The organism is Oceanobacter sp. 1_MG-2023 (assembly GCF_030689025.1).
Taxonomy (GTDB): Bacteria; Pseudomonadota; Gammaproteobacteria; order Pseudomonadales; family Oceanobacteraceae; genus Oceanobacter.
Genome location: NZ_JAUYWA010000013.1, coordinates 38,634 through 61,333, shown reverse-complemented (window position 1 = coordinate 61,333; position 22,700 = coordinate 38,634). Strand labels below are relative to the sequence as shown.

Below are 22,700 nucleotides of genomic sequence, written 5' to 3'. Positions count from 1 at the left end.
ACTATCTGGCGCTGAAGGAGTCCTTCACCAGCTTCGGCGTGATGAAAACAAGTAACTCGCTCTTGTCATCCGAAACGCTAGAGTAACGGAACAGGGCTCCAATTAATGGTAAATCCCCGAAGAAAGGCGTCTTGCTGACCGACCTGACTTCTTCAGAACGGAAGATACCACCTAATACGATAGTTTCGCCATTATCTACCAGCACTTGAGTCTGTACCGCATTGGTATTAATCGTCGGACCGGCCGAAGTATCTTCCCCCACCGAGTCCTGATTAATGACCAGATCCATGATAATACGATCATCCGGCGTGATTTGAGGTGTCACTTCCAGTCGCAATACCGCCGACTTGAAGGTCACACTGGTCGCACCACTGGACGTTGACTCTTCATATGGAATCTGGGTACCGGATTCAATAAAGGCAGTTTGTCCATCGGCAGTAATCACCCGAGGCTGGGAAACAATTTCCGCCCGACCATCGGTCTCAATGGCTGACAACTCCAGATCCAGCAGATAATCGACAGTCTGATAACCAATGGCAAAGGTCGAAGCCGATGAGCTGGTTGCCCCAAAATCAACGATATTGGCTGAATCCAGATCCAATGCGCTGGCATCATCACCGGATGCCCGATCAAACAGAATCTGGTTGGTATCCTCAATGGTTTGCTGACTACCACCGGCAGTCACCCAGTTGGAGCCATTATCCTGATAGTAACCACCACCCCACTTGACACCCAGCTCTTCACCAACTGCCGTCGATGCCGCCACGATCCGGGCTTCAATCAATACCTGTCGCACCGGCACATCCAGCATTACCAGAGCTTCACGTACTTTTTCCAGATTCGAGGCGGTATCTTTCATCAGAATCGTATTGGTACGCTCATCCACAACAGCAGTACCGCGCTCAGACAATAGCCCCTGGTCGGAAGTCAGGATCGTTGCGATATCCGCCGCCTTGGCATATTTGAACTGCATGAACTCTTGCACCAGCGGAGCCAGCTCTTCCACCTGACGTACAGCTTCCAGCTCTATTTTTTCACGGGCAGCAATTTCTTCAGCCGGTGCAATCAACAGTACAGATCCCAGCTGACGTTTACCAAGCGCCTTGGTTTTCAATACCAGGTCCAACGCCTGATCCCACGGCACATTTTGCAGCCGCAAAGTAATACTCCCTTGCACCGTATCCGAGGCGACCAGATTCAGGCCGGTAAAATCTGCAATCAGCTGCAGTACCGCCCGGACTTCAATATTCTGGAAATTAAGTGACAGTTTTTCACCCGTGAACGGGAATTTTTTCTTACGTTCTTCCGCCGCCTCTTCTGGCAGATTGGTCACGTTAATCGACAATAAACGATCGGTCTGATAAGCCAGGTATTCAAAATCATCCGAGACAGGCTCAATTACAATGCGCGTGCCACCTTCATGATCCTTGGCGTCCACATACTGAACCGGAGTAGCAAAGTCAGTCACATCCAGGCGACGGCTCAGCTCATTAGGCAAACGAACCCCAGACAGGTCGGCGATAATTTTTGATCCTTCCCTGCGGATATTGGCGGCCGCCTTGGCATCATTCAACATGATCTGCACCTGGCCATCGCCTTGCTCGCCACGTCGAAAATCAACATTGACCACTTTCAGTTCATTCATTCCTGCCGAAGCCGGCGCCCCGCCCAGCAAAGACGACTGACTTTCTATGGTCATTTGCCCTTCATTACTGGCTCCCACACGAATCAGCAACAGATTGCCATTGGAACTGGTTGTATAAGCAACCATACGAGACAGATTAATCACCAACCGGGAACGATCCTGGGTAGTGACCACAACCGCCGACCGGGCATTACCAGCACCGATCTGGTGGCGTTTTGTTTTCAAGGCACTGACAACACCAGGCATATCAATGGCAATACGGGCTGGCTTTTCAATGGTGTAACCACTGATTTCCGGCGGCGCACTGTCAAATGTCAGGCTGATTTCTGTTACATCACCGGGAAGTGATGAAAAAGCGATATCGTTCAGTACGGCAGCGGAAGACAGGCCGGCCTGAAGCATCAGCAAAGCTGCAACCCAGGTACGGCCCAGAGTGCGTACAGCATTTAAAAGATTCATTTCAGTTATCTCCGCCTATTCCTTCCAGAGCAATTGTTTTAGGGCGTTCTATCCAGCCGCCAAGACCATTAGGAACGATCTCGATCAGACTAAGCCTGTTTGAGGATACCGTTATTACCCGACCATAATTCTGGCCCATGTAGTAGCCACGCTTTATTCGCACGACACTACCGCTACCATCCTTGACCAGAGCCCATAAAACACCATCCACTCCTGTCATCGTCCCGACCATCGACAACTGACCCAGTGGGAATTGCTCAAGATGTTCTTTGGGTCGGTCAAAGTCAGGACGTACATTACTCGACGCCTGGGCAGACTGCAGTGTACTGTCAACAATAACGGGCAATTCAAAAGGAGATCGAAGCCCAGCCGCACTGTAACTGAAGTACTCATAAGGCTTGAATACCGGAATAGGTTCTATTCGCCCCCGGGGCTTGGCCAATGCCTGACTGACAAACTGCTGCAAATCGGCAGTATTCGCAGACTGCGAACATCCCTGCAACAGCAGCATCGACACGCCCATGGCGAGCAGCCATAAATGCTTATTCATCACCACCTCCATACTGATACGTCTTGGCCAGAATGGTCATGGATAATCCGTCTTTTTTGGCAGAGCTGATTGCAAAATCATGCAAGGTTACAATCCGGGGCAAGGCAGCCACACCGGAAACAAACGCTCCCATTTCATGGTAGCCACCATCGACCTCGATACGAATCGGCAACTCGTTATAAAACTCGGTGTTGACCATTTGTTCTGGTGAAATCGCATTCAGTTTCAACCCGGCACCCAAGGCGGCGGCACTGATATCATCAATCAGACCAGGCACCTCGGTATCCTTTGGCAACTGCTTTAACAGTGAACCAAAGCTGTCCCTCATTTCCGCCAACTGCTCCTTGTAAGCATCCAGATTGGCAACACGGTACGCTTTTTTCTCAACATCTTTTTTTAGTTGAACTTCTTTGGCCGCTTCTTGCTGCAAACGCTCACCCGAATCTTTCACCAACAGGAAATATCCGGCAACCAATACAGCAACAAAGATCAACGAGCAGAAAACGACCTTGCCGGGTGTCGGCCAGGAGCCCATATCCTCCCAGTCAATCTCGTTCAGATCATTGACGTCCAGTTCCTGCAGCTTGCTAGCCCATGCCTTGAAATCAAATCCTTGCTTGGCCATATCAAGGTTCCTCACTACTTTGAGGCTCTACCCGCCGGACGGCTACTTCAAACACGTTACTGCCGTCCGCGACAGCCTTAACTCCCAACAATGCCGGGTCTGCAAACCATTCAGATTCATCAAAGTTACGCATCAGCGCCGCTACACGGTTATTGGACTTGGCAACACCCTCTACGCTAACCCGATTCCCCTCAATGGACAGACTGGTATAATACAGATCTTCAGGGACGGAGCGCGCCAACTCGTCAAACAGCCGGACAATCACCGGGCGATTACCCTGCAAGTTTTGAATCAGTTCCATACGTTCAATCAGCTGTCCTCGTGTTGCCGTCAACTCATTGATTTCGACAATCTTTTTATCCAGTTTGGAAATTTCCTGCGACAGGAAAGAATTACGTCCCCGCTGGTTACTGAGTTCACTGTCGTAGTAACTGCTTACCATCCAGACCAATCCTGCAGCAATCGCAGCAACCACAGCAACAATACTGATAAACTGCTGTTGCTTCTCCTTGCGGAGTTCCTGACGCCAAGGCAATAAGTTGATATTGGCCATTAATTAAAACCTCGCATCGCCAACCCGCAGGCGACCAGTAAAGAAGGCGCATCGTGACTCAGTAATTTGACATTCACCTTCGATGACACCGACATATCCCGAAAAGGGTTGGCAACCACCGTCGGCAAGCCCATATCTTCCTGAACCTTGTCTACCAGGCCAGCCAGAGTCGCGGTCCCTCCAGCCAGTACCAGGCAATCGACTTCATTAAACTGGCTGGATGAAAAGAAAAACTGCAGGGATCGGCTGATTTGCTGAACAACGGCGTTACGGAACGGCTCCAACAATTCATCTTCATAGTCGCCAGGCAGGCCGTCGCCATCACGTGCTGCCGTTGCTTCCTGTTCGGACAGACTGTAACGCCGCATAATATCGTCAATCAACTGACGGCCACCGAAGAGCTGCTCACGAGTATAAATTGACACACCATTATGCAAGACACTGAGCGTTGTCATGGTGGCGCCGATATCAATAATGGCAACGGCTTCATTGGCATCCCCTTCCAGGTGATCCCGAATCAGCTCGAATGCCCGTTCGGTACAGTAAGCCTCAATATCGACCACAACAGCTTCCAGACCGGAGTACTCAACAGCATCCTTACGCCGTTCAACGGTATCAGAGCGACAGGCCGCCAGTAGCACCTGAGCCACGGCTTCTGTCTCATCCACACCTGCATTCTGTACTTCCCAATCCAGCGAGACCTCTTCCAAAGGGTAGGGAATATATTGATCGGCCTCGGCACGGATCTGCAAATCCATTTCCGATTCGGACAGATTGGCATTCATCTGGATGGTTTTGGTAATGACAGCAGAACCAGCAACGGCAAGAGCAGCCCGCTTTGCCCCGGAACGGGATTTGATCAAAGCCCGTTTGACCGCTTCGCCCACTTCTTCATCATTATGGATATTCTGTTCCATAATGGCATTGTTAGGCAGCGCCTCTGAGGCATAGGCTTCTACCCGATATCCTGCATCGCTGCGACTCAACTCAAGGACCTTTACCGACGTGGAGCTGATGTCCACACCAAGAAGAGTCTTGCCCTTCTTGCCAAACAGATTCGCCAGCACAACAAAATCCCCTTGAAAATCGAGAACTTGCGATAACAAGTTCAGATTAATTCTATATTTGGGCGGCTATTATAGGCACAATCCTATAAAAAGGACAAAAAAGCCTTATAATGCCGCAACCGCCGATAACCGACCATACGAAGGAATTTTCAATACCTTTATGATCACGCTCAAATCGATTTTTAAATTCGTTATCTGGTTATTCGTTTGCGCCGTTTCTGGCACTGGTTTAACTTGTCTTGCCATATACCTTTATCTAACTCCTACTCTTCCTGACCCTCGTCAACTCCGCGACATTGACTTACAAACACCGCTGAGGGTGTACACCGCCGACGACCAGCTGATCAGTGAATTCGGAGAGAAACGCCGGACTCCCCTTACATTCGAGCAAATTCCCAATCAATTCGTCAATGCTCTGCTCGCCTCGGAAGACGATGGTTTTTACGAGCATTACGGCATTGATGTTAAAGGACTTTTACGAGCAACGCTGGAACTAATTCGCACTGGCAGAAAGAAATCGGGCGGTAGTACCATTACCATGCAAGTTGCCAAGAATTACTATTTATCCAGCGAGAAATCCTTCACTCGTAAATTCACTGAAATACTATTGGCGATAAAAATAGAGAAGACGCTCACAAAACAGGAAATTCTTGAACTTTATGTCAATAAAATATACCTCGGCAAACGAGCCTATGGTATTGAGGCTGCAGCCCAGGTTTATTATGGCAAAGCAATAAACGAATTAACCCTGGCCCAAACAGCCATGATTGCCGGACTGCCCCAGGCCCCTTCCGCCGCCAACCCCATCAACAATCCGGATAGAGCGGTCAATCGACGCAACTACGTCCTGTCACGCATGGCCAGTCTCAACATGATCAGCCAGGCAGACTTTGAAACCGCAGCCGCTGAGCCAATCACCGCCCGCTATCACGGTGCAACCAGTGCCATTACCGCCCCTTATATCGCAGAAATGGTGCGCCAGTTTATGGTTGAACACTATGGCGACAATGCCTACACCGATGGTTATATTGTTCACACGACCGTTGATGCTCGCCGTCAGGAAGCAGCCACTCGGGCATTGCAACGTGGATTATTAAACTACGACCGGGCACACGGCTACCGTCAGAAAGAGAGCTTTGCCGACACCATTGCTGTCAGCCCAAACCAGACAACAACCAACAACCTTCCAGACTGGTTTGATAGCACTACCGCCGACCCGGCCATCAACTGGCCAGAAACCCTGGCCGACTGGCAACAGCAGCTCCGCAGCCAGAAATCACAAAGCCGGTTGATTCCCGCCATTGTCGCGGACGTCAAGGACGATGGCGCCTGGATGGTAACGGCCAACGGTTTCCGCTTTTTACCTCTTGAGGGTATCAAGTGGGCAGCCCCCTATGTCAGCGTCAACGTAGTTGGCAAAAAGCCAGCCACTGCTTCCCAGCGTCTGAGCCGACGGCAGAAAATCTGGTTTGAAGACCGCGATGGCGAATTGCTGCTGGCACAACCTCCTGAAGTCGAAGGCGCACTGGTATCCATCAATCCAAACACCGGTGCCATCCAGGCCTTGGTCGGAGGATTTTCCCAGGATGGCAACCAGTTCAATCGCGTCCTGCAAGCCGATCGCCAACCAGGCTCATCATTCAAGCCTTTTATTTATAGCGCGGCTTTGGAAAATGGCTTCACCCCTGCCAGCATCATCAATGATGCCCCGGTTGTCTTTAACGACTCAGGGCTGGAAAACACCTGGCGACCAGAAAATTACAGCGGCAAGTTTTACGGCCCGACCCGCTTGCGCCAGGCCCTGTACAAATCCCAGAACCTGGTATCCATCCGTATCCTCAAACAGATCGGTCCTGCCAATGCCGTCGATTACATTACCCGCTTCGGCTTCCCGAAAGCCAAACTTGGCGCCGACCTGTCTCTGGCGCTGGGCTCCTCAGCGATATCACCCATAGAGTTGGCCACGGGTTATTCCGTGCTGGCAAATGGCGGTTTTGCGGTGAAGCCTTATTTTATCCAACGCATCACCACAACCGACGGTGATGAGCTGTTTGCTGCTACTCCGGAAATCGCTTGCCGCCAGTGCGACAACTCATCAGCCAATGCTCCAGCAGCTACGATTAACGACCAGGCATCCACTACCGCAGCGCCAGAAACAGCCACTGAACCAACCCTGGCTCCACGGGTGATGGACAAACGCACCAACTTCCTGATGGTGAACATGCTCAAGGATGTTATCCAGCGCGGTACCGGTCGCCGGGCCAGAGCACTTAATCGTCATGACCTGGCTGGCAAAACAGGCACCACCAACGACCAAGTGGATGCCTGGTTCTCTGGCTTTAATCCGAACCTGGTAACAACAGTATGGGTTGGCTTCGATCAGCCCAGAAGCATGGGTAAATGGGCTCTGGGTGGCTCAACGGCATTACCTATCTGGATTGACTACATGGCTACCGCCCTCGAAACCGAACCACAGGTATCCATGGAACAGCCTGACGGTATTGTCTCGACCCGTATCGATCCTCAATCCGGACTGCTGGCAGCACCAGGACAAGAAGATGCGATTTTCGAATATTTCCGCACCGAAAATGTCCCCACCGAAATGGTGATGCCGACATACTCAGATTCAGGCAATGGCGACAACGGTGGCCTGCATGCCACACCAGAGCTGCTATTCTGACCTTTAACTGAATGCCAGATACAACAATGCCGATCCATATTCATGAGATCGGCATTGTTGTATCAGCAGAGCTGACCAATCAATTCATATCAATTACTTTGCCGGGATTCATCACGTTGTTAGGGTCAAAAGCAGCCTTCATCGCCTGCATATACCCGATCTCAGCGGCAGAACGGGAATAGTGCAAGTACGGTTTTTTGGTCATGCCAACGCCATGCTCGGCTGATACAGAACCATCGTACTGTTCGGTAATTTCAAAAACTCGTTTTGATACTCGTGCGCAACGTTCGAAAAACTGCTCTTTCGGCAAGTCATCCGGCTTCAAAATATTCAGATGCAGATTGCCATCACCGATATGCCCGAACCAGATGATCTCGAAGTCGGGATACTCTTCCACAACCACGGCCTCTACTTCCTGCAGAAAATCAGGCACTCGGGAAACAACCACCGACAGGTCGTTTTTATACGGAGTCCAGTGTGAAATGGTTTCGGAAATATCTTCACGCAAGCGCCACAAATTGGCGGCCTGGGTTTCGTTCTGGCTGATCACACCGTCGTAGACCCAGCCTGCTTCCATACAATCCTCAAACAACTGCATGGCCAAATTCATCTTGTCGTCGGTCTCGGCTTCAAATTCCAGCAAGGCATAGAATTCCGTCTCCGTCTCAAACGGCGCTTGAACATCACCGCGAGCCAGCACTTTTTTCAACGCTTTATCCGAGAAAAACTCGAAAGCCGTCAGGTCGATGCCCGACTGGAACTTGTGCAACACACTCATGATGGCCGACATTTCCGGCACACCCAGCACCAGCACGGTCAAATTCTGTGGCGGACGCGTCAGGCGCATGGTCGCCTCAGTGATAAAGCCCAAAGTCCCTTCACCCCCAATAAACAGGTGGCGCATATCGTAACCGGTATTGTTTTTCAGCAGATCCTTGTTCAAACGAACAATGTCACCTTTACCCGTCACCACGGTCAGTCCCGCAACCCAGTCGCGGGTCATACCGTAACGAATCACCTTGATACCGCCGGCATTGGTGCTGATATTGCCGCCAAGCTGGCTAGAGCCTGCCGAAGCAAAGTCGACGGGGTAAAACAATCCCTGCTCTTCCGCAAAGGTTTGCAGTTGCTCGGTAATCACCCCGGGGCCACATCGGACCGTACGATCAATTGCGTTAAAATCAGTCAGATGATTCATGTAGTCAAACGACACAACCACCTCGCCATTTGATGCCATGGCACCAGCACTCAGACCGGTTCGACCACCGGACGGCACCAGAGCCAAGCCGACGTCATTGGCCAACAGTACAATCTGCTGTACCTGCTCGGTGGTTTTGGGAAAAACAATCGCGCAGGGGCAAGGCTCGTAAATTCGAGTCCAGTCTTTGCCGAAATTATCCAGCGAATCAGCATCAGTGCGGACCTTGTCAGCACCAACAATGGCAGCCAGGCGTTCAACAAGGACATCTTGGGTAAGTTGTGTCATGAGCAGTCCAGGAATATGAAGAGTCGTCACACCATCCTGAAGAATCATCGATTTGAAGGTGCGGACGGAGGATCACATTGAAAGCCGCGTATGCTATCATATGCGCCCTGTTTTTCGGAGAGCTTTCGCCCCCGGACAGCACGACCGCATATAATCAGCATGGACTCAGGCCCTCCCAGACCTGACCGTCACCTCTTGAGAAGGTACCCCAATGGCCCAGACTTCCCTCGACAAAAGCAAGATCAAATTCCTCTTGTTGGAAGGCGTGCATCAATCGGCACTCGACACCCTTCATGCCGCTGGCTACACCAACATCGACTATCTGAAGACATCGCTGCCTGAAGACGAATTAAAAGAGCGCATCAAGGATGCACACTTTATCGGCATTCGTTCACGCACCCAGCTGACCGAAGACATCTTTGCCGCCGCAGAAAAACTGATCGCCGTTGGCTGCTTTTGTATTGGCACCAACCAGGTTGATCTGAAAGCCGCCACCAAACGCGGCGTTGCCGTATTTAACGCGCCTTATTCCAACACTCGCTCCGTCGCTGAGCTGTCGTTGGCTGAGATCATCATGCTGATGCGCGGCATTCCAGAGAAAAGCACCCAGTGCCACCGCGGCGGTTGGAGCAAGTCAGCTACCAACTCATATGAAATCAGAGGGAAAAAACTGGGGATTGTTGGCTACGGAAGCATTGGTACCCAGCTGTCGGTCATGGCTGAAAGCATGGGCATGAAGGTATATTTTTACGACATCATCACCAAACTGCCCATCGGTAACGCCACTCAGGTCGGCTCACTCGATGAGCTGCTGTCAATGTCGGATGTCATTTCCCTGCACGTGCCAGAAACTGCCTCCACCAAATGGATGATGGGCCCGGAACAATTTGCCCAAATGAAGCAAGGTTCCATCCTGCTGAATGCCTCTCGCGGTACTGTCGTCGATATCGACGCGCTCGCGGATGCCGTCCGCAGCAAAAAATTACTGGGAGCCGCCATCGACGTATTCCCGACAGAACCTCGCTCCAACAAGGAAGAGTTTGTCAGCCCGTTGCGTGAATTCGACAACGTTATCCTGACGCCACACGTCGGTGGTTCGACCATGGAAGCGCAGGAAAACATCGGCAAAGAAGTGGGCGAAAAACTGGCAACCTACAGTGACCGAGGTACCACCACAGCCTCCGTCAACTTCCCGGAAGTCGCCTTGCCATCCAACCAGAATGTTCACCGGATCTTGCACATCCACCAGAACGTTCCTGGCGTGATGAATGCGATCAACAGTATTTTTGCTGAAAATCACATCAATATCGCCGGTCAATACCTGCAAACGGCTGAAGACATCGGTTACGTTGTAATTGATGTGGCAACATCGGCCAGTGAACTGGCGCTGGAGAAAATCAAGGAAGTTGAAGGTACCATTCGTGCCCGCGTATTGTACTGATCCTGCTGGATAGCGGCTGGTGACAGCCGCATACCACGCCGATACAAAAACGGCCTGCCACCAAAGTGACAGGCCGTTTTTCATGCAATCGTCATTACGCGATACCGTTGCCAGCCAGTCGACAGCCAACACCTGAAGCTAAAGCCGGAAACGCACATTCACCCACGTCAACCAACGGGGCGTACGCTCAAAGTACAACTGGCCGCCATCCGCATCATACTGAACCGATAACGCCACCCCGGCATGACCAAAATCATGGCCAAAGCGACTTTGCACTTTACGCTGCCGATAAAATTGCTGGCCCGCAAAGCCTGATCCGACGCTGCCATTTCCTTCATCCAGAATCAGCCCCAGCATCCACTCCGAATTCCCAGGAGTGTAGGTCCATGCGGCACGCAAGCTGCGCTCAGCCCCCAATACACCTTCATTACTGCCAGATAATTCCCGATGCTGCAGCAAGCCCACCAGCCACAAACGCTGCAGTCGAGCCAGGCGCCAGTCGAGCTGCCACTCCATCCCCATCAGCGTCATGCTGTTGTTATCATCCAGCGATCCATCCAGCAAATTCACCTGCCCTTCAATCAATTGGAACATCCACTCATGGAAAAACTTGATATCCACCGAGAGTCGAGGGTCAAGGAACGCGCCGTAATAACCCACTTCCCAGGCATGGATGCTTTCACCTTCCAGATTACTGTTCCAGTCATCGGCATTCACGGTCAGGAACAACGAACCACTATCCAGCCCAAGGTAGTTATCCGTTAATTGTGTCACGTCTGCATTGGCATTCAGGTATTGCTCGGCCAGGTCGGGGGAACGATGGGTCTGGGAATACTGGAACCGCAGGCTTTGATCCGGGGTCAGCAGATGAGTCACCGCAAACCGGGGGGAATAATTCACCGAACTGTCAGTCTGGTGCTCTGCCGTCAACGAGAAAAACATCAGCCAATCGGGTCTCAAGCGGTACTCAACACTCGAGAAAGCCATCAGACTGTTGCGGGTAAGAGCACGGCCAAAATAAGCCTGGGAGTTCACTTCATCGCGACGATACACCAGGCCTTGAACGGAACGCAGTCGCCGATTCCACCAGATGGTGTTTTCCACCTCCATTTCCCAGCGCTGCTCATAAAGGTCATAATCGCCCTGGCCACACGTGGTTTCATCCAGCCCATCGGCACCGACAGCCGTTGCTGCAATTTGCTGGGCCAGCGCAAGCTCTTCTTCCGACACCTCTGTATCAACACCCGCACTGGCAAGATAGGCCTGCAACGTTGACGCATCCATCAAGCCATAGGCCAAGGCACTATAATACTGCTCGATTGCCGTTCGTTCAGAGGACGTTGTATCACTATCCAATAACGGTAACACACCATAACCAAGGGCCGTGGCCAGCTCAGAATCCAGATTAAACAGTGTCCGAAGATTGGGATCGTAGGCAATGGTTGCCGTACACGCCCGATAGGATTTTTCCTGGTTTTCCGCTTGCCAGTAAGCTTTTACTTTCCATTCATGGCGACTGTTTTCCAGACCATGAAACGCGATGGAAACAAAATCAGTTGTGGCATCCATCTCTGGCGACGCTTCATGAAAGTTTTCATCCACGAGAATATTACGCTGCAGATTCTGTCGCCCGGCTTGCCAGAAAACCTCAAGATCGTCGGAGATATCACTGGCACCGCTCCAGTTGAGACCCACCATCCGGTTGTAATCCGGCAGATCCCCGGACTCATAGTCATAATCGCCAGCGGTGCCCTCCTGGCTGCCAAAGGCACTCAATCGCTGACGGGAGCCATTCAGATCAAACGCCGTGGACAAATAACCTCGACGGCGGGAGTCGGAACCAAGCGATGCAGACACATCAAGCGAGCGGCTGTCGCCCGGATGACGGGTGACGATATTGATCACCCCCTGAAACGCATTCATGCCGTACGAAGAGGCACTGGAGCCACGGGTAATTTCGATCCGCTCAATATCTTCCAGCGCGATATTCAGCTGATCCCAGTCAACACTGGCAAAAATGGCACCATAGACAGAACGCCCATCCACCAGCACTTCCAGGCGGCGGGACAAAGAGAGGTCGCCGGAGTGGTACACCACACCCGACTGGTTGGAATCCAGCTCCTGTGCCACAAACATTCCGGGCACATACTGAAAGACATCCACCAGTCGCTGAATACCCCACAGACGGATTTGCTCGGCGGTAATCAGCGTTGCACTGGCAGGCACTTCTGGCATCGGCTGCTGCAGCCGGATTGGACTTAATACAACGGGCAGGTCGGGTTCAAAGTCGTCCAGAGCCTGGGCCTGACAAACATCTGATCCGCCTGCCAGGCATCCCAAGACACTGGCAACCAGACCAATATATCGTCCAATACGAGGCATAAAACAATCCATCGGCACAGTTGCGCTAGTTCACAGAGACATTGTGGATTATGCCCATATCAGCATCAAAAAACGACTGGATTCGACCAGTGGTCAATCCACCAGACGCATTTCAATCCCGGCAGCGGCCATATGCTGCTTGGCCTGCTGCACGGTGTACTCCCCAAAGTGGAAAATACTGGCGGCCAATACCGCGTCCGCTCGCCCTTGTGTTACGCCTTCAACCAAGTGATCGAGGTTACCGACACCGCCGGAGGCAATGACCGGAATGTTCACCGCGTCCGAGATTGCCCGCGTTACACCAAGGTCAAAACCTGATTTCACACCGTCACGATCCATACTGGTCAGCAAGATCTCACCCGCGCCGTAGTCGGCCATTTTCACCGCCCACTCGACCGCATTGATACCGGTTGGCTTGCGGCCGCCATGGGTAAAAATTTCCCAATGGTTATCACCCACCTGCTTGGCATCAATCGCAACCACGATGCACTGCGCGCCAAATTTCTGTGAAGCTTCACGCACAAATTCCGGGTTATATACTGCGGCGGAATTGATCGATACCTTGTCGGCACCGGCATTCAGCATCCGGCGAATATCGTCCAGTTCCCGAATACCGCCCCCGACAGTGAGCGGAATAAACACCTGTTCGGCAATGGCTTCCACCATATGAACCGTGGTTTCACGCCCTTCATGGCTGGCGGTAATATCCAGAAAGGTGATTTCATCCGCACCCTGATCGTTATAACGTTTGGCAATCTCTACCGGATCGCCCGCATCCCGGATACCGACAAAGTTCACGCCTTTGACAACCCGGCCCTTGTCCACATCCAGACAAGGAATAATACGTTTGGCCAAAGCCATAGGAACTCTCCTGCACTACCTGTATTAGGCCTGAATCAGGCGATTGGCTTCGCCACCAGCGTATCCGCCAGAGTCTGGGCTTCGGCAACATCCAGGCTGCCTTCATAAATGGCCCGACCGGTAATCGCGCCAAGAATCCCCTGGCCGGCAACCATCGCCAACTGGCGAATATCGTCGATATTGGTCACACCACCGGATGCAATCACCGGAATGCCTCCTTCGACGGCCAACTCAAGCGTTGCAGCCACATTCACCCCTTGCATCATGCCATCCCGGGCAATATCGGTGTAAACAATGGCTGATACGCCGTCGTGCTTGAACTGCCGGGCCAGATCCACCGCCTTGACCTCAGAAACCTCAGCCCAGCCGTCGGTGGCAACAAAACCATCCTGGGCATCCAGCCCCACAATGACCTTGCCTGGAAACGCGGCACAGGCTTCTTTGACAAACGCCGGTTCTTTCACCGCCTTGGTACCGATAATGACGTAACTGACACCGGCTTTAACGTAGGCTTCGATAGTTTCCAGAGAACGGATGCCACCACCAATCTGGATCGGCAAGCCCGGAAATTCCTTGGCAATGGCCGTCACCGCGCCACCGTTGACGGGTACACCAGCAAAGGCACCATTCAGATCTACCAAATGCAACCGCCGACAACCAGCGTCTACCCAGCGACGGGCCATTTCTACGGGGTTATCACCAAACACGGTAGAGTCTTCCATACGACCCTGGCGCAGACGAACGCATTCGCCATCTTTCAAATCAATTGCAGGTATAACGAGCATGAGAAAACCTTAATATCAGAGTGACAGCCGACCCTCAGGCCTGGCCATCCCATTCGAGAAAATTCTTTAACAACGCCAGACCGGCGTTATGGCTTTTTTCCGGGTGAAATTGCACCGCAAATACATTGTCTTCCCCCATCGCGGCAGCAAACTCAACACCATAATGGCCGCGACCTTTAATCTGTTGCGGCCGCTCCGCGTGGACATAATAGGAGTGCACAAAATAAAAGCGGCTGTGGTTATCAATGCCATGCCAGAGCGGATGATCCACTTGCGAGACCTGGTTCCAGCCCATATGCGGTACTTTCAGTTTTTCACCATTTTCGACCAGATCGTGACCAAAAAACCGCACCTGCCCAGGAAACAACCCCAAACAATCAACACCGTTGTTTTCTTCCGAACGATCCATCATGGCCTGCAAGCCCACGCAAATCCCGAGCAATGGCTTGGTCTGGCGTGCTTCTTCCACCACCTGATCGATACCCTGACGGCGAATTTCAGCCATACAGTCCCGAATCGCACCCACGCCGGGCAACACCACATGGTCAGCAGCACGAATGACTTCCGGGTCACTGGTCACCAGCACCCTGGTATCCTGGGCGACGGCCTGCAACGCACCATGGGCGGAATGCAGGTTACCCATGCCATAGTCGATCACTGCACACACTTTACTTGTCACGAAACCACTTCCTTCCAAAAAATCTTACAAAGTGCCCTTGGTGGAAGGCATGACACCCGCCATTCGAGGGTCCATCTCAACCGCCATCCGCAGTGCCCGGCCAAACGCCTTGAAAATGGTCTCAGCCTGATGGTGTGCGTTAAACCCTTTGAGGTTATCGATATGCAAACTGACCTTGGCGTGATTCACAAAACCCTGGAAAAACTCCCAGAACAACTGGGTATCGAGCTTGCCAATCGCAGCGCGGGTAAAATCACAATTGAAGCACAGGCCAGGACGACCGGAAAAATCAATCACCACCCGCGACAAGGCTTCATCCAGCGGCACATAACTGTGGCCATAACGAACGATGCCTTTTTTGTCGCCAATCGCTTCCGCAAAGGCTTGCCCCAGGGTAATGCCAATGTCTTCCACCGTGTGGTGATCATCAATATGCAGGTCACCCTCGCAGAAAATATCCAGATCGATCAGGCCATGGCGAGCAATCTGATCCATCATATGCTCCAGAAACGGCACACCGGTATCAAACTGGCTTTTGCCAGTACCGTCGAGATTGATGGAGACCCGAATCCGGGTCTCCAGGGTATTACGTTCGACCGTTGCCGTACGGGCCATGGAATGCTCCAACTATCGCCAAAGAAAAAGGAAACCATTATAAAGGGCGCAGTGAAAAACCTCCATGAAACCTCAACAAGCATCTGAAGACCAAACGCTTGCCCTTCAAACCATAATCAGGAGTCCCAAGTGCCCGTTCTACTCGAACACATCAAACAGCCTACTGCTGCCGACTGGGCTGATATCGCCAAGATTCAGGCCGATACCGCTGACGAACAACTGCAAGCTCCCATGCTGCAACAACGGCTCGCCAACCAAGGCTGGATTATTGCCGCACGGTTTAACGACCGCATCGTCGGTGTCATACTCTGTACCCAGAACCAACAGACAATAACCCTGTCGAACGCAGCCGTGAGAACAATTACGCAGCGCCGGGGTGTCATACATCAGACAATACACCTGCTACAACACTGGGCCAGGGATCAGGCCATGACCCTTCGTATCGAAACAGCACCCGATACACTGGCACCGGCCTTGGAAAAACGCGGATTTGAGTTCACCGAATCCGCCTGGGTATGGCAGCCGTAACCTGTTCATACCAATGTACCCGCTGCGATCATGGATACATTTTCAAGCGTTACAGGCAACAATCTTTTCACCACCCGGGTGCTACACAAGCAATGCGCGGCACGACATACTGCACAGATATCAGAACCTGATCTGTGCCTGTAGCCACCTCTAACATAACAATGGACGCCTCACTCATGTTTCGATTCTTGATTCTTATTTCAGCGTTGCTTTGCAACCTTACGGCCTGGGCCGCGCAAACGCCCTCGGAAGTAGTAGCCAAGGCAACCAGCCAACTGACCGAGCGTCTGAATCAGACGCCGGTAGAGCAACGTACCGAAAACCTGGTGCGCGAACTTGTAATGTCGTTCATTGTGCCTGCCATCGATCAGGAAAAAATCGCCAAAGGGGCGTTGGGCAAATACTGGCGGCTGGCCAGCTCGACGCAACAACAGGAATTCATCGATCGTTTTCGGGAATTACAGATCCGCACCTACAGCGGTGCCTTCAAGGCATTCAGTGGTGAAAAGCTGGAGTTTGAAGAAGCCCGTATCAACCCCGAAGGCGACAAAGCCTTTGTTCAAGGCTTTCTGACCCAGTCCAATGGCAACACTGTCCCAATTGATTTCAAACTTTACCGCAAAGATACGGAAGACCAATGGCGTGTATACGACGCAGTCGTCTCGGGTCTGAGTATGGTCAAAACCTACCGGGACCAAATGGCTGAACGCCTGCAAGGAACCCACCCAGGCAACGCAAAAACCCGCATGGACGACCTGTTGCAGCAACTTCAGCAAGAAGCGGATCGGGCAGCACAAGCCAACCTGGCCGCTGAATAAGAAAACGCGCCATTATTCAGTGCGTATGGTGGTCGGAACCCCATACGCACTCCGGGTCTCTCTAGGCAAATACCTGATTTATGGTACATGCTATGGTTTATTCCAAGCGGACCACATCACGTAACCGCCCCAAACGAGCCGAGAGACATGCATCTACAGGTACAACGCCTGAAGCACAAGCTGGTTATCGTCACGTTATTGACGACCACCCTGACTCTGATATTTTCAAGCATCGCCTTTACCTGGCTGGAATACTATCTGACCCGCCAGGACAACGAACGCCAACTGAACACCATTGGCACCATGATCGCTCGCCACAGCGCACACGAACTCCTGGCCGGACACACCAGCGAACTGAAAGAAAGCATCCGCTCCCTCAGTGACAACAGCGATATTCTGAGCGGCTGCATCTACGACGCCAACAACCTGCTGGTCATCACTTACCTGCGCGATAATCAGCCATCCTTGGCTCCCTGCCCACCACAACGGGACATGAGCCATGACAACCACGAGCAACAGATATTCCCGATCCAGTATCAACACAAAACCGTCGGCACCCTGACCCTGCACACCACCCAGGAATCCAGAAACAAACGACTGCAGCAGTTTGGCCTCTTTTCAATCCTGATTGCCATACTGGCTCTATTACTCGGGTTTGTTGCTTCATCGCACCTGAAAGAACTGGTCTTGCGTCCGTTACACGAGCTTTACGCCACGCTCAAACGCATTGCGCAAGACCAGGACTACTCCATCCGTGCCACCCGTAAAACCGACGATGAACTGGGCGCTCTGGTCGACCTGTTTAACTCCCTGCTGCAAACCATTGAAACCGAACACGCCTCACTCAAGGAAAACGAAGCCCGTTTCCGCAAACTGGCGGCCTTTTCTCCCGTTGGCATCTTTCAGGTAGACACCCAGCAAACCCTGCAATACGTCAATCAGCGCTGGCGGGAAATCCACCAGCTGTACGACGAATTACCGCAACTGGAACGCTGGTTTGACAGCATCGCCCCCGCCGACCTCGTCAGCCTGCGCGACGCCTGGCAGCAATTAATCACCACACAAGAAGGCATTGCCATGGACCTGCGCCTACTGAATCGCGACAGCAGCCAGACCTGGATTCATCTGATGGCCAGCCCAATGAACAGCTCAGACGGAGAAGTCGTGGGCTATCTCGGAGCCATCTCTGATATTTCCGAACTGAAATACGCCCAGCTACAAATGGAGAACCTGGCTTTCTACGACTCGCTCACCGGCCTCGCCAACCGACGACTGTTCAAGAACCGACTCACCAAATCCATCAAATCCGCTCAGCGTACCCAATCCACCCTGGCGCTCGTTTATCTCGACATGGACCAGTTCAAACGCATCAACGATTCCATGGGCCATGATGCCGGCGACCAGCTTCTGCAAGAAGCCGCCAAACGACTGAGCAACTGCGTTCGTGATCGAGACACAGTCTCCCGTATCGGTGGCGACGAATTCACCATCCTGCTAACCGATATCAAACAGACCTCCGACGTCCTCGCCGTGGCCGAAAAATTACTCTCCACTCTCAACCGCCCGGTCAGAATCAAAGGACAGGACATCACCACCTCCGTCAGCATCGGCATCACCCTGACACCGCAAGACTCCAGCGACCCCAACACCCTGATGAAAAATGCCGACCTGGCCATGTATCGCGCCAAAGAACTGGGCCGTAACAACATCCAGTTCTTCTCCGAAGACATGAACCGCTCAATCCTCGAACACCTGGACTGGGAACAAAAAATCAACACCGCCCTGGCAGAAGACCAGTTTAACCTCGTTTACCAGCCCAAAATCAGCTTGCAGGGTTATCACACCACAGGCCTGGAAGCCCTGGTTCGTTGGCATCACCCGAAGAACGGCCTGATACCCCCAAGCCAATTTATCCCGGTCGCGGAAGAAAACGGTCAAATGCTCGCCATTGGCCGCTGGATTCTGGAACGCAGCTGCACCGATATGCAATCGCTCCTGCAGACCAGAGCACTACCCGCCGACGCTCGCCTGTCCGTTAACCTGTCGGCCAGTCAGTTTGCCGCCCCCGACCTGCAGCAAAACGTTCAGCAAGCACTGCAACTATCCGGTCTGGCGGCCGCCAACCTGGAGCTGGAAATCACCGAAAGCACCCTGATGCGCGATGTCGAAAGTTCCATTGCCATCATCAACAACCTGCAAGCGCTTGGTATCCGCTTTGCTATCGATGACTTTGGCACCGGCTACTCATCACTCTCCCATCTCAAACGCCTGCCAATCACCGTACTCAAGATCGACCCGTCATTTGTCGCCGACATCACCACCGACGTCAACAACATGGCCATCACTGCCGCCATCATTGCCATGGCCCACAAACTCGGCCTGTCCGTCGTGGCCGAAGGTGTTGAATCCGACGATCAGGTAAACTTCCTCCGCAACAGCCTTTGCGATGAAGGCCAGGGCTATCTGTTCAGCCGACCACTGACACTGCCGCAACTGCAGCTGTTTCTGCACAAAGCACCAATCGCCCCACTCAACCAATGACTCAGCCTGATGACCTCTACCCAGACCGATACCGCATTCTCTGACACCCTGCTCCACTGGTATGACCACCACGGGCGCAAACACCTGCCCTGGCAACAAGACATCACACCCTATCGAGTGTGGGTCTCAGAAATAATGTTGCAACAAACCCAGGTGGCCACCGTCATTCCCTACTACCAACGCTTTATGGAACGCTTTCCCACCGTACAAGCGCTCGCCGCCGCCGAACAGGATGACGTACTCCACCTCTGGACCGGCCTCGGCTACTACGCCCGAGGCCGTAACCTGCATGCCTGCGCCAAACAAATCGTCGAACGTTACCAGGGTGAATTTCCCCCATCGGTAACACAACTGACAGAGCTGCCGGGCATCGGCCGCTCCACCGCCGGAGCCATCGTCTCCATCAGCATGGGCATCCGCGCCGCCATCCTCGATGGCAACGTCAAACGAGTCCTTACCCGCTTTTACGCCATCGAAGGCTGGCCCGGCACCACGGCCGTACAAAACCGGCTCTGGGACATTGCCGAACGGCTGACCCCCAATCACCGCCCCCGTGAATACACTCAGGTCATGATGGACATGGGTGCCACCCTCTGCACCCGCAGCAAACCCGACTGCAGCATCTGCCCGCTCCAGCCCGACTGCCTCGGCTACGCCAGCGGCAACCCGACCCAATACCCCAACAGCAAACCCAAAAAAGACAAGCCGGAAAAACACACCTGGATGCTGATGCTACGCAACCCGCACGGTGAATACCTGCTGCAGCCACGCCCACAAACCGGCATTTGGGGTGGCTTGTGGAGTTTTCCGGAAGCCACCTCCCTGGCACAAGCTGAACAGTGGCTAAGCACTCACTACGGCGACAGCACCGACATTCAAGAACTCAGCAGCTTCCGTCATACCTTCAGCCACTACCACCTGCACATACACCCGGTCGAAGTGCACCTGCCCCGCGCCCCGACATACATAGGCGAAGCACAACAGCATTGGTACAATCCACACAACCCGAGCGAACTGGGCCTGGCCGCACCGGTCAAAAAACTACTGCACGCCAGCCTATGACTCACCACACCAGGAACGCCACATGAGCCGCACAGTCTTCTGCCGCAAATACCAGCAAACACTGCCAGCACTGGCCACCGCCCCACTCCCAGGCCCAGCCGGAGAACACATCCTCCAACACATCTCCGCCCAGGCCTGGGAAGAATGGACCGCCCATCAAACCCGGCTGATCAACGAAAAACACCTCAACATGATGGACAAGGAAGCACGTAAATACCTGACCGAACAACGCGAAAAATTCTTCTCCGGCACCGACTTCGACAAAGCTGATGGCTATGTCCCTGAAAATTCTGAAAAATAATCACCCAAATACTGTTGACAGAAAATCAACAGAGCGGTTTAATACGCGCCACTTAACGAACAGCACGCCACGCTCAGCGTAGCAGCAAAGTTTTCGTTAACGTTGCCCGGATAGCTCAGTCGGTAGAGCAGGGGATTGAAAATCCCCGTGTCGGTGGTTCGATTCCGCCTCCGGGCACCATTTATTACTTAAAAATCAAGCAGTTACAATAGCTTGATTGGCCAGAAAAGTAGTCCAGACTACTTTGGGCACACAAAAGACCGGCTTTTGCCGGTTTTTTTGTGTCTGTCTGTTTTCCCTCAAAAACACCTTCATTGAATACTGAAGTTTTACTCTTGTAAGACTGAGCCATTTGCACAAAAAACCCTGCTCTGGCCAACAATATCAGACCCATTGATTTACTGGTTTCTCACCCTCTGGCCAGTTGCTGGATCATGGCGTAGATCGCTTGTATCTGCGGTGCTTTCTTGCTGTAAAAATCCGCATCAATCAGATCTTCTGATGAGTAGCCCCAATAATCCCAGCAACCGAGCGGGTTCAGTGGTGCAAAGTCAGACACGTTCACCTGGGGGTAAAGCACAATCAGCCGGTTGCTGTCGGCCATCTGGTTGTAGCCAGTGGTGCGGATATAGGCGTCGCCAATTTCATCGTAGGATTGTTTGCAGCCATGCAGCGCCACATGAATACGGCAGCGGCTGTTTTGCCGACAATATTGCGGTACATACACATAGCCGGTCTCTGCCATGCTGGTTCGTTCACCGACCAGAAAGGGGCGCTGGTCAAATGCGAGCAGTTCTCCGGATACCTCTGGAGCCGGTGGAATCGCATCCATATACAGGTAGGAAAGAATGCGGGTGGACTGCATAAACTGGCAGTTGTTGATAAAGGGAGTACGGGTCAGGGCGCAATCGGTATCATCGCTGTTATTGGTGAGGATCGCATGGCCAGCGTTAATCTGGTCGTTGTAGAGTATTTGCTGGGCTGGTACGCCAAGCTGTACAAAATAGTCTCGGGTGGCGTCCACTACTCGACTGATCACGGTATCGTCACTGCGACCACTGAACAGGTATAGGTGGTCATCCTGCAGGTTGATAACCGCATCGATGCGGCCTTGCTGCTCCAGCTCCCGGGTCAGGCCAACCAGCCGCGAGACATTGGGTCGCAACAGCTCGGATTGAGGTGTCATGCAGGTGGTGGTGGCAGTCAATGCCGGAGCGGCCATCGGCCAGGAGCGGGAACACAGATATGGACCACCGGCAATTACCCCGATGCCCACCATAATATCGGAGTGAGCCATATACAGCTGAGAGGCCATAAAGGCCCCGGATGACAGGCCAGAAACCGAGGTCTGTTGAATATCGGCGTTATAGCTGGCCAAAGCCGATATACCAGAACCGGCGGCGGTATCGGCTGCTGCAGCCGCTGGATCAGAGGCGTCATCCCTTGAGCAGCCACTGTTCAGGGCTGCCAGGCAGACTATCAACGCCGTATAACGTACCAATGGGAACACACAGGCCTCCTTGCCGGGCTGATTATCGTTGTGTCATCCGTGTCATTACGATACCGCCAACATGGCGACTTGTCTGCGAGCCATACATCAGTTACGGGCCTACAATACGCCT

The 22,700-nt window shown here is 52.7% G+C and carries 19 protein-coding genes and 1 tRNA gene; 8 read left to right on the top strand and 12 right to left on the bottom strand.

The genetic code is table 11. The annotated features are described in order from the left end of the window. Window position 1 precedes the first annotated feature (1 nt). The 5 genes from pilQ to Q8W22_RS10220 are packed head-to-tail and all read right to left on the bottom strand — an operon-like array spanning window position 2 to window position 4,938. Entirely contained in the window at window positions 2-2,104 is a 2,103-nt protein-coding gene (pilQ, locus tag Q8W22_RS10240; protein ID WP_305452306.1) for a type IV pilus secretin PilQ family protein, read from the bottom strand. Between the two features lies 1 nt (window position 2,105). Continuing rightward, window positions 2,106-2,654, bottom strand: coding sequence for a pilus assembly protein PilP (locus Q8W22_RS10235; RefSeq protein WP_305452304.1), 549 nt, complete (start codon window positions 2,652-2,654; stop codon window positions 2,106-2,108). Then, a complete protein-coding gene (locus Q8W22_RS10230; protein ID WP_305452303.1) occupies window positions 2,647-3,279 on the bottom strand; it encodes a type 4a pilus biogenesis protein PilO in 633 nt (210 codons plus the stop codon). The genes Q8W22_RS10235 and Q8W22_RS10230 overlap by 8 nt, the downstream gene beginning before the upstream one ends. A 1-nt stretch (window position 3,280) precedes the next feature. Then, on the bottom strand, window positions 3,281-3,832 hold the full coding sequence (locus tag Q8W22_RS10225) for a PilN domain-containing protein (protein WP_305452302.1): 552 nt from the start codon (window positions 3,830-3,832) through the stop codon (window positions 3,281-3,283). Further along, window positions 3,832-4,938 (bottom strand): pilus assembly protein PilM, encoded by a 1,107-nt coding sequence (locus tag Q8W22_RS10220; RefSeq protein ID WP_370694171.1) that lies wholly within the window; start codon window positions 4,936-4,938, stop codon window positions 3,832-3,834. Before Q8W22_RS10220 ends, Q8W22_RS10225 begins: the two co-directional genes overlap by 1 nt. A 280-nt stretch (window positions 4,939-5,218) precedes the next feature. On the opposite strand from Q8W22_RS10220, the gene Q8W22_RS10215 reads away from it, so the two are divergent. Then, window positions 5,219-7,579: a penicillin-binding protein 1A gene (locus Q8W22_RS10215; protein ID WP_305452301.1), complete on the top strand. Its 2,361-nt coding sequence runs from the start codon at window positions 5,219-5,221 to the stop codon at window positions 7,577-7,579. A 79-nt stretch (window positions 7,580-7,658) separates the two neighbouring features. On the opposite strand, the gene Q8W22_RS10210 is transcribed toward Q8W22_RS10215, so the two are convergent. Beyond that, window positions 7,659-9,065, bottom strand: a complete 1,407-nt coding sequence (locus tag Q8W22_RS10210) for an FAD-binding oxidoreductase (protein WP_303433906.1) — start codon at window positions 9,063-9,065, stop codon at window positions 7,659-7,661. A 211-nt stretch (window positions 9,066-9,276) separates the two neighbouring features. On the opposite strand from Q8W22_RS10210, the gene serA reads away from it, so the two are divergent. After that, complete coding sequence (serA, locus tag Q8W22_RS10205) at window positions 9,277-10,506, top strand: phosphoglycerate dehydrogenase (protein WP_303433908.1); 1,230 nt, start codon at window positions 9,277-9,279, stop codon at window positions 10,504-10,506. A 138-nt stretch (window positions 10,507-10,644) separates the two neighbouring features. On the opposite strand, the gene Q8W22_RS10200 is transcribed toward serA, so the two are convergent. The 5 genes from Q8W22_RS10200 to hisB all read right to left on the bottom strand — a co-directional run bounded on the left by Q8W22_RS10200 (window position 10,645) and on the right by hisB (window position 15,828). Beyond that, entirely contained in the window at window positions 10,645-12,888 is a 2,244-nt protein-coding gene (locus Q8W22_RS10200) for a TonB-dependent siderophore receptor (RefSeq protein ID WP_305452300.1), read from the bottom strand. Between the two features lie 93 nt (window positions 12,889-12,981). Next, complete coding sequence (gene hisF, locus Q8W22_RS10195) at window positions 12,982-13,749, bottom strand: imidazole glycerol phosphate synthase subunit HisF (RefSeq protein ID WP_303433912.1); 768 nt, start codon at window positions 13,747-13,749, stop codon at window positions 12,982-12,984. Between the two features lie 35 nt (window positions 13,750-13,784). Then, window positions 13,785-14,534 carry a 1-(5-phosphoribosyl)-5-[(5-phosphoribosylamino)methylideneamino]imidazole-4-carboxamide isomerase gene (hisA, locus tag Q8W22_RS10190; protein WP_303433913.1) on the bottom strand — a complete coding sequence of 250 codons (750 nt, stop codon included), beginning with the start codon at window positions 14,532-14,534 and terminating at the stop codon, window positions 13,785-13,787. 34 nt (window positions 14,535-14,568) lie between these two features. After that, on the bottom strand, window positions 14,569-15,177 hold the full coding sequence (gene hisH / locus Q8W22_RS10185) for an imidazole glycerol phosphate synthase subunit HisH (RefSeq protein ID WP_370693305.1): 609 nt from the start codon (window positions 15,175-15,177) through the stop codon (window positions 14,569-14,571). 60 nt (window positions 15,178-15,237) lie between these two features. Then, a complete protein-coding gene (gene hisB / locus Q8W22_RS10180) occupies window positions 15,238-15,828 on the bottom strand; it encodes an imidazoleglycerol-phosphate dehydratase HisB (RefSeq protein ID WP_303433916.1) in 591 nt (196 codons plus the stop codon). 129 nt (window positions 15,829-15,957) lie between these two features. Between hisB and Q8W22_RS10175 the strand changes: the two genes are divergently transcribed. The 6 genes from Q8W22_RS10175 to Q8W22_RS10150 all read left to right on the top strand — a co-directional run bounded on the left by Q8W22_RS10175 (window position 15,958) and on the right by Q8W22_RS10150 (window position 21,258). After that, entirely contained in the window at window positions 15,958-16,356 is a 399-nt protein-coding gene (locus tag Q8W22_RS10175; protein ID WP_303433918.1) for an acetyl-CoA sensor PanZ family protein, read from the top strand. Between the two features lie 176 nt (window positions 16,357-16,532). Then, window positions 16,533-17,174 carry a phospholipid-binding protein MlaC gene (locus Q8W22_RS10170; protein ID WP_303433920.1) on the top strand — a complete coding sequence of 214 codons (642 nt, stop codon included), beginning with the start codon at window positions 16,533-16,535 and terminating at the stop codon, window positions 17,172-17,174. A 147-nt stretch (window positions 17,175-17,321) separates the two neighbouring features. Continuing rightward, window positions 17,322-19,715 (top strand): bifunctional diguanylate cyclase/phosphodiesterase, encoded by a 2,394-nt coding sequence (locus Q8W22_RS10165; protein WP_303433922.1) that lies wholly within the window; start codon window positions 17,322-17,324, stop codon window positions 19,713-19,715. A gap of 9 nt (window positions 19,716-19,724) precedes the next feature. Continuing rightward, on the top strand, window positions 19,725-20,777 hold the full coding sequence (gene mutY, locus Q8W22_RS10160; protein ID WP_303433923.1) for an A/G-specific adenine glycosylase: 1,053 nt from the start codon (window positions 19,725-19,727) through the stop codon (window positions 20,775-20,777). Window positions 20,778-20,799: 22 nt separating this feature from the next. Next, on the top strand, window positions 20,800-21,078 hold the full coding sequence (locus Q8W22_RS10155; RefSeq protein WP_303433925.1) for an oxidative damage protection protein: 279 nt from the start codon (window positions 20,800-20,802) through the stop codon (window positions 21,076-21,078). A gap of 104 nt (window positions 21,079-21,182) precedes the next feature. After that, window positions 21,183-21,258: transfer RNA gene (locus Q8W22_RS10150), tRNA-Phe, on the top strand. 229 nt (window positions 21,259-21,487) lie between these two features. Here the strand turns inward: Q8W22_RS10150 and Q8W22_RS10145 are convergent. Further along, the gene (locus Q8W22_RS10145; protein WP_305452298.1) at window positions 21,488-22,588 is read right to left on the bottom strand and encodes a poly(3-hydroxybutyrate) depolymerase; all 1,101 of its coding nucleotides are present in this window, start codon (window positions 22,586-22,588) and stop codon (window positions 21,488-21,490) included. Window positions 22,589-22,700: the final 112 nt, after the last annotated feature.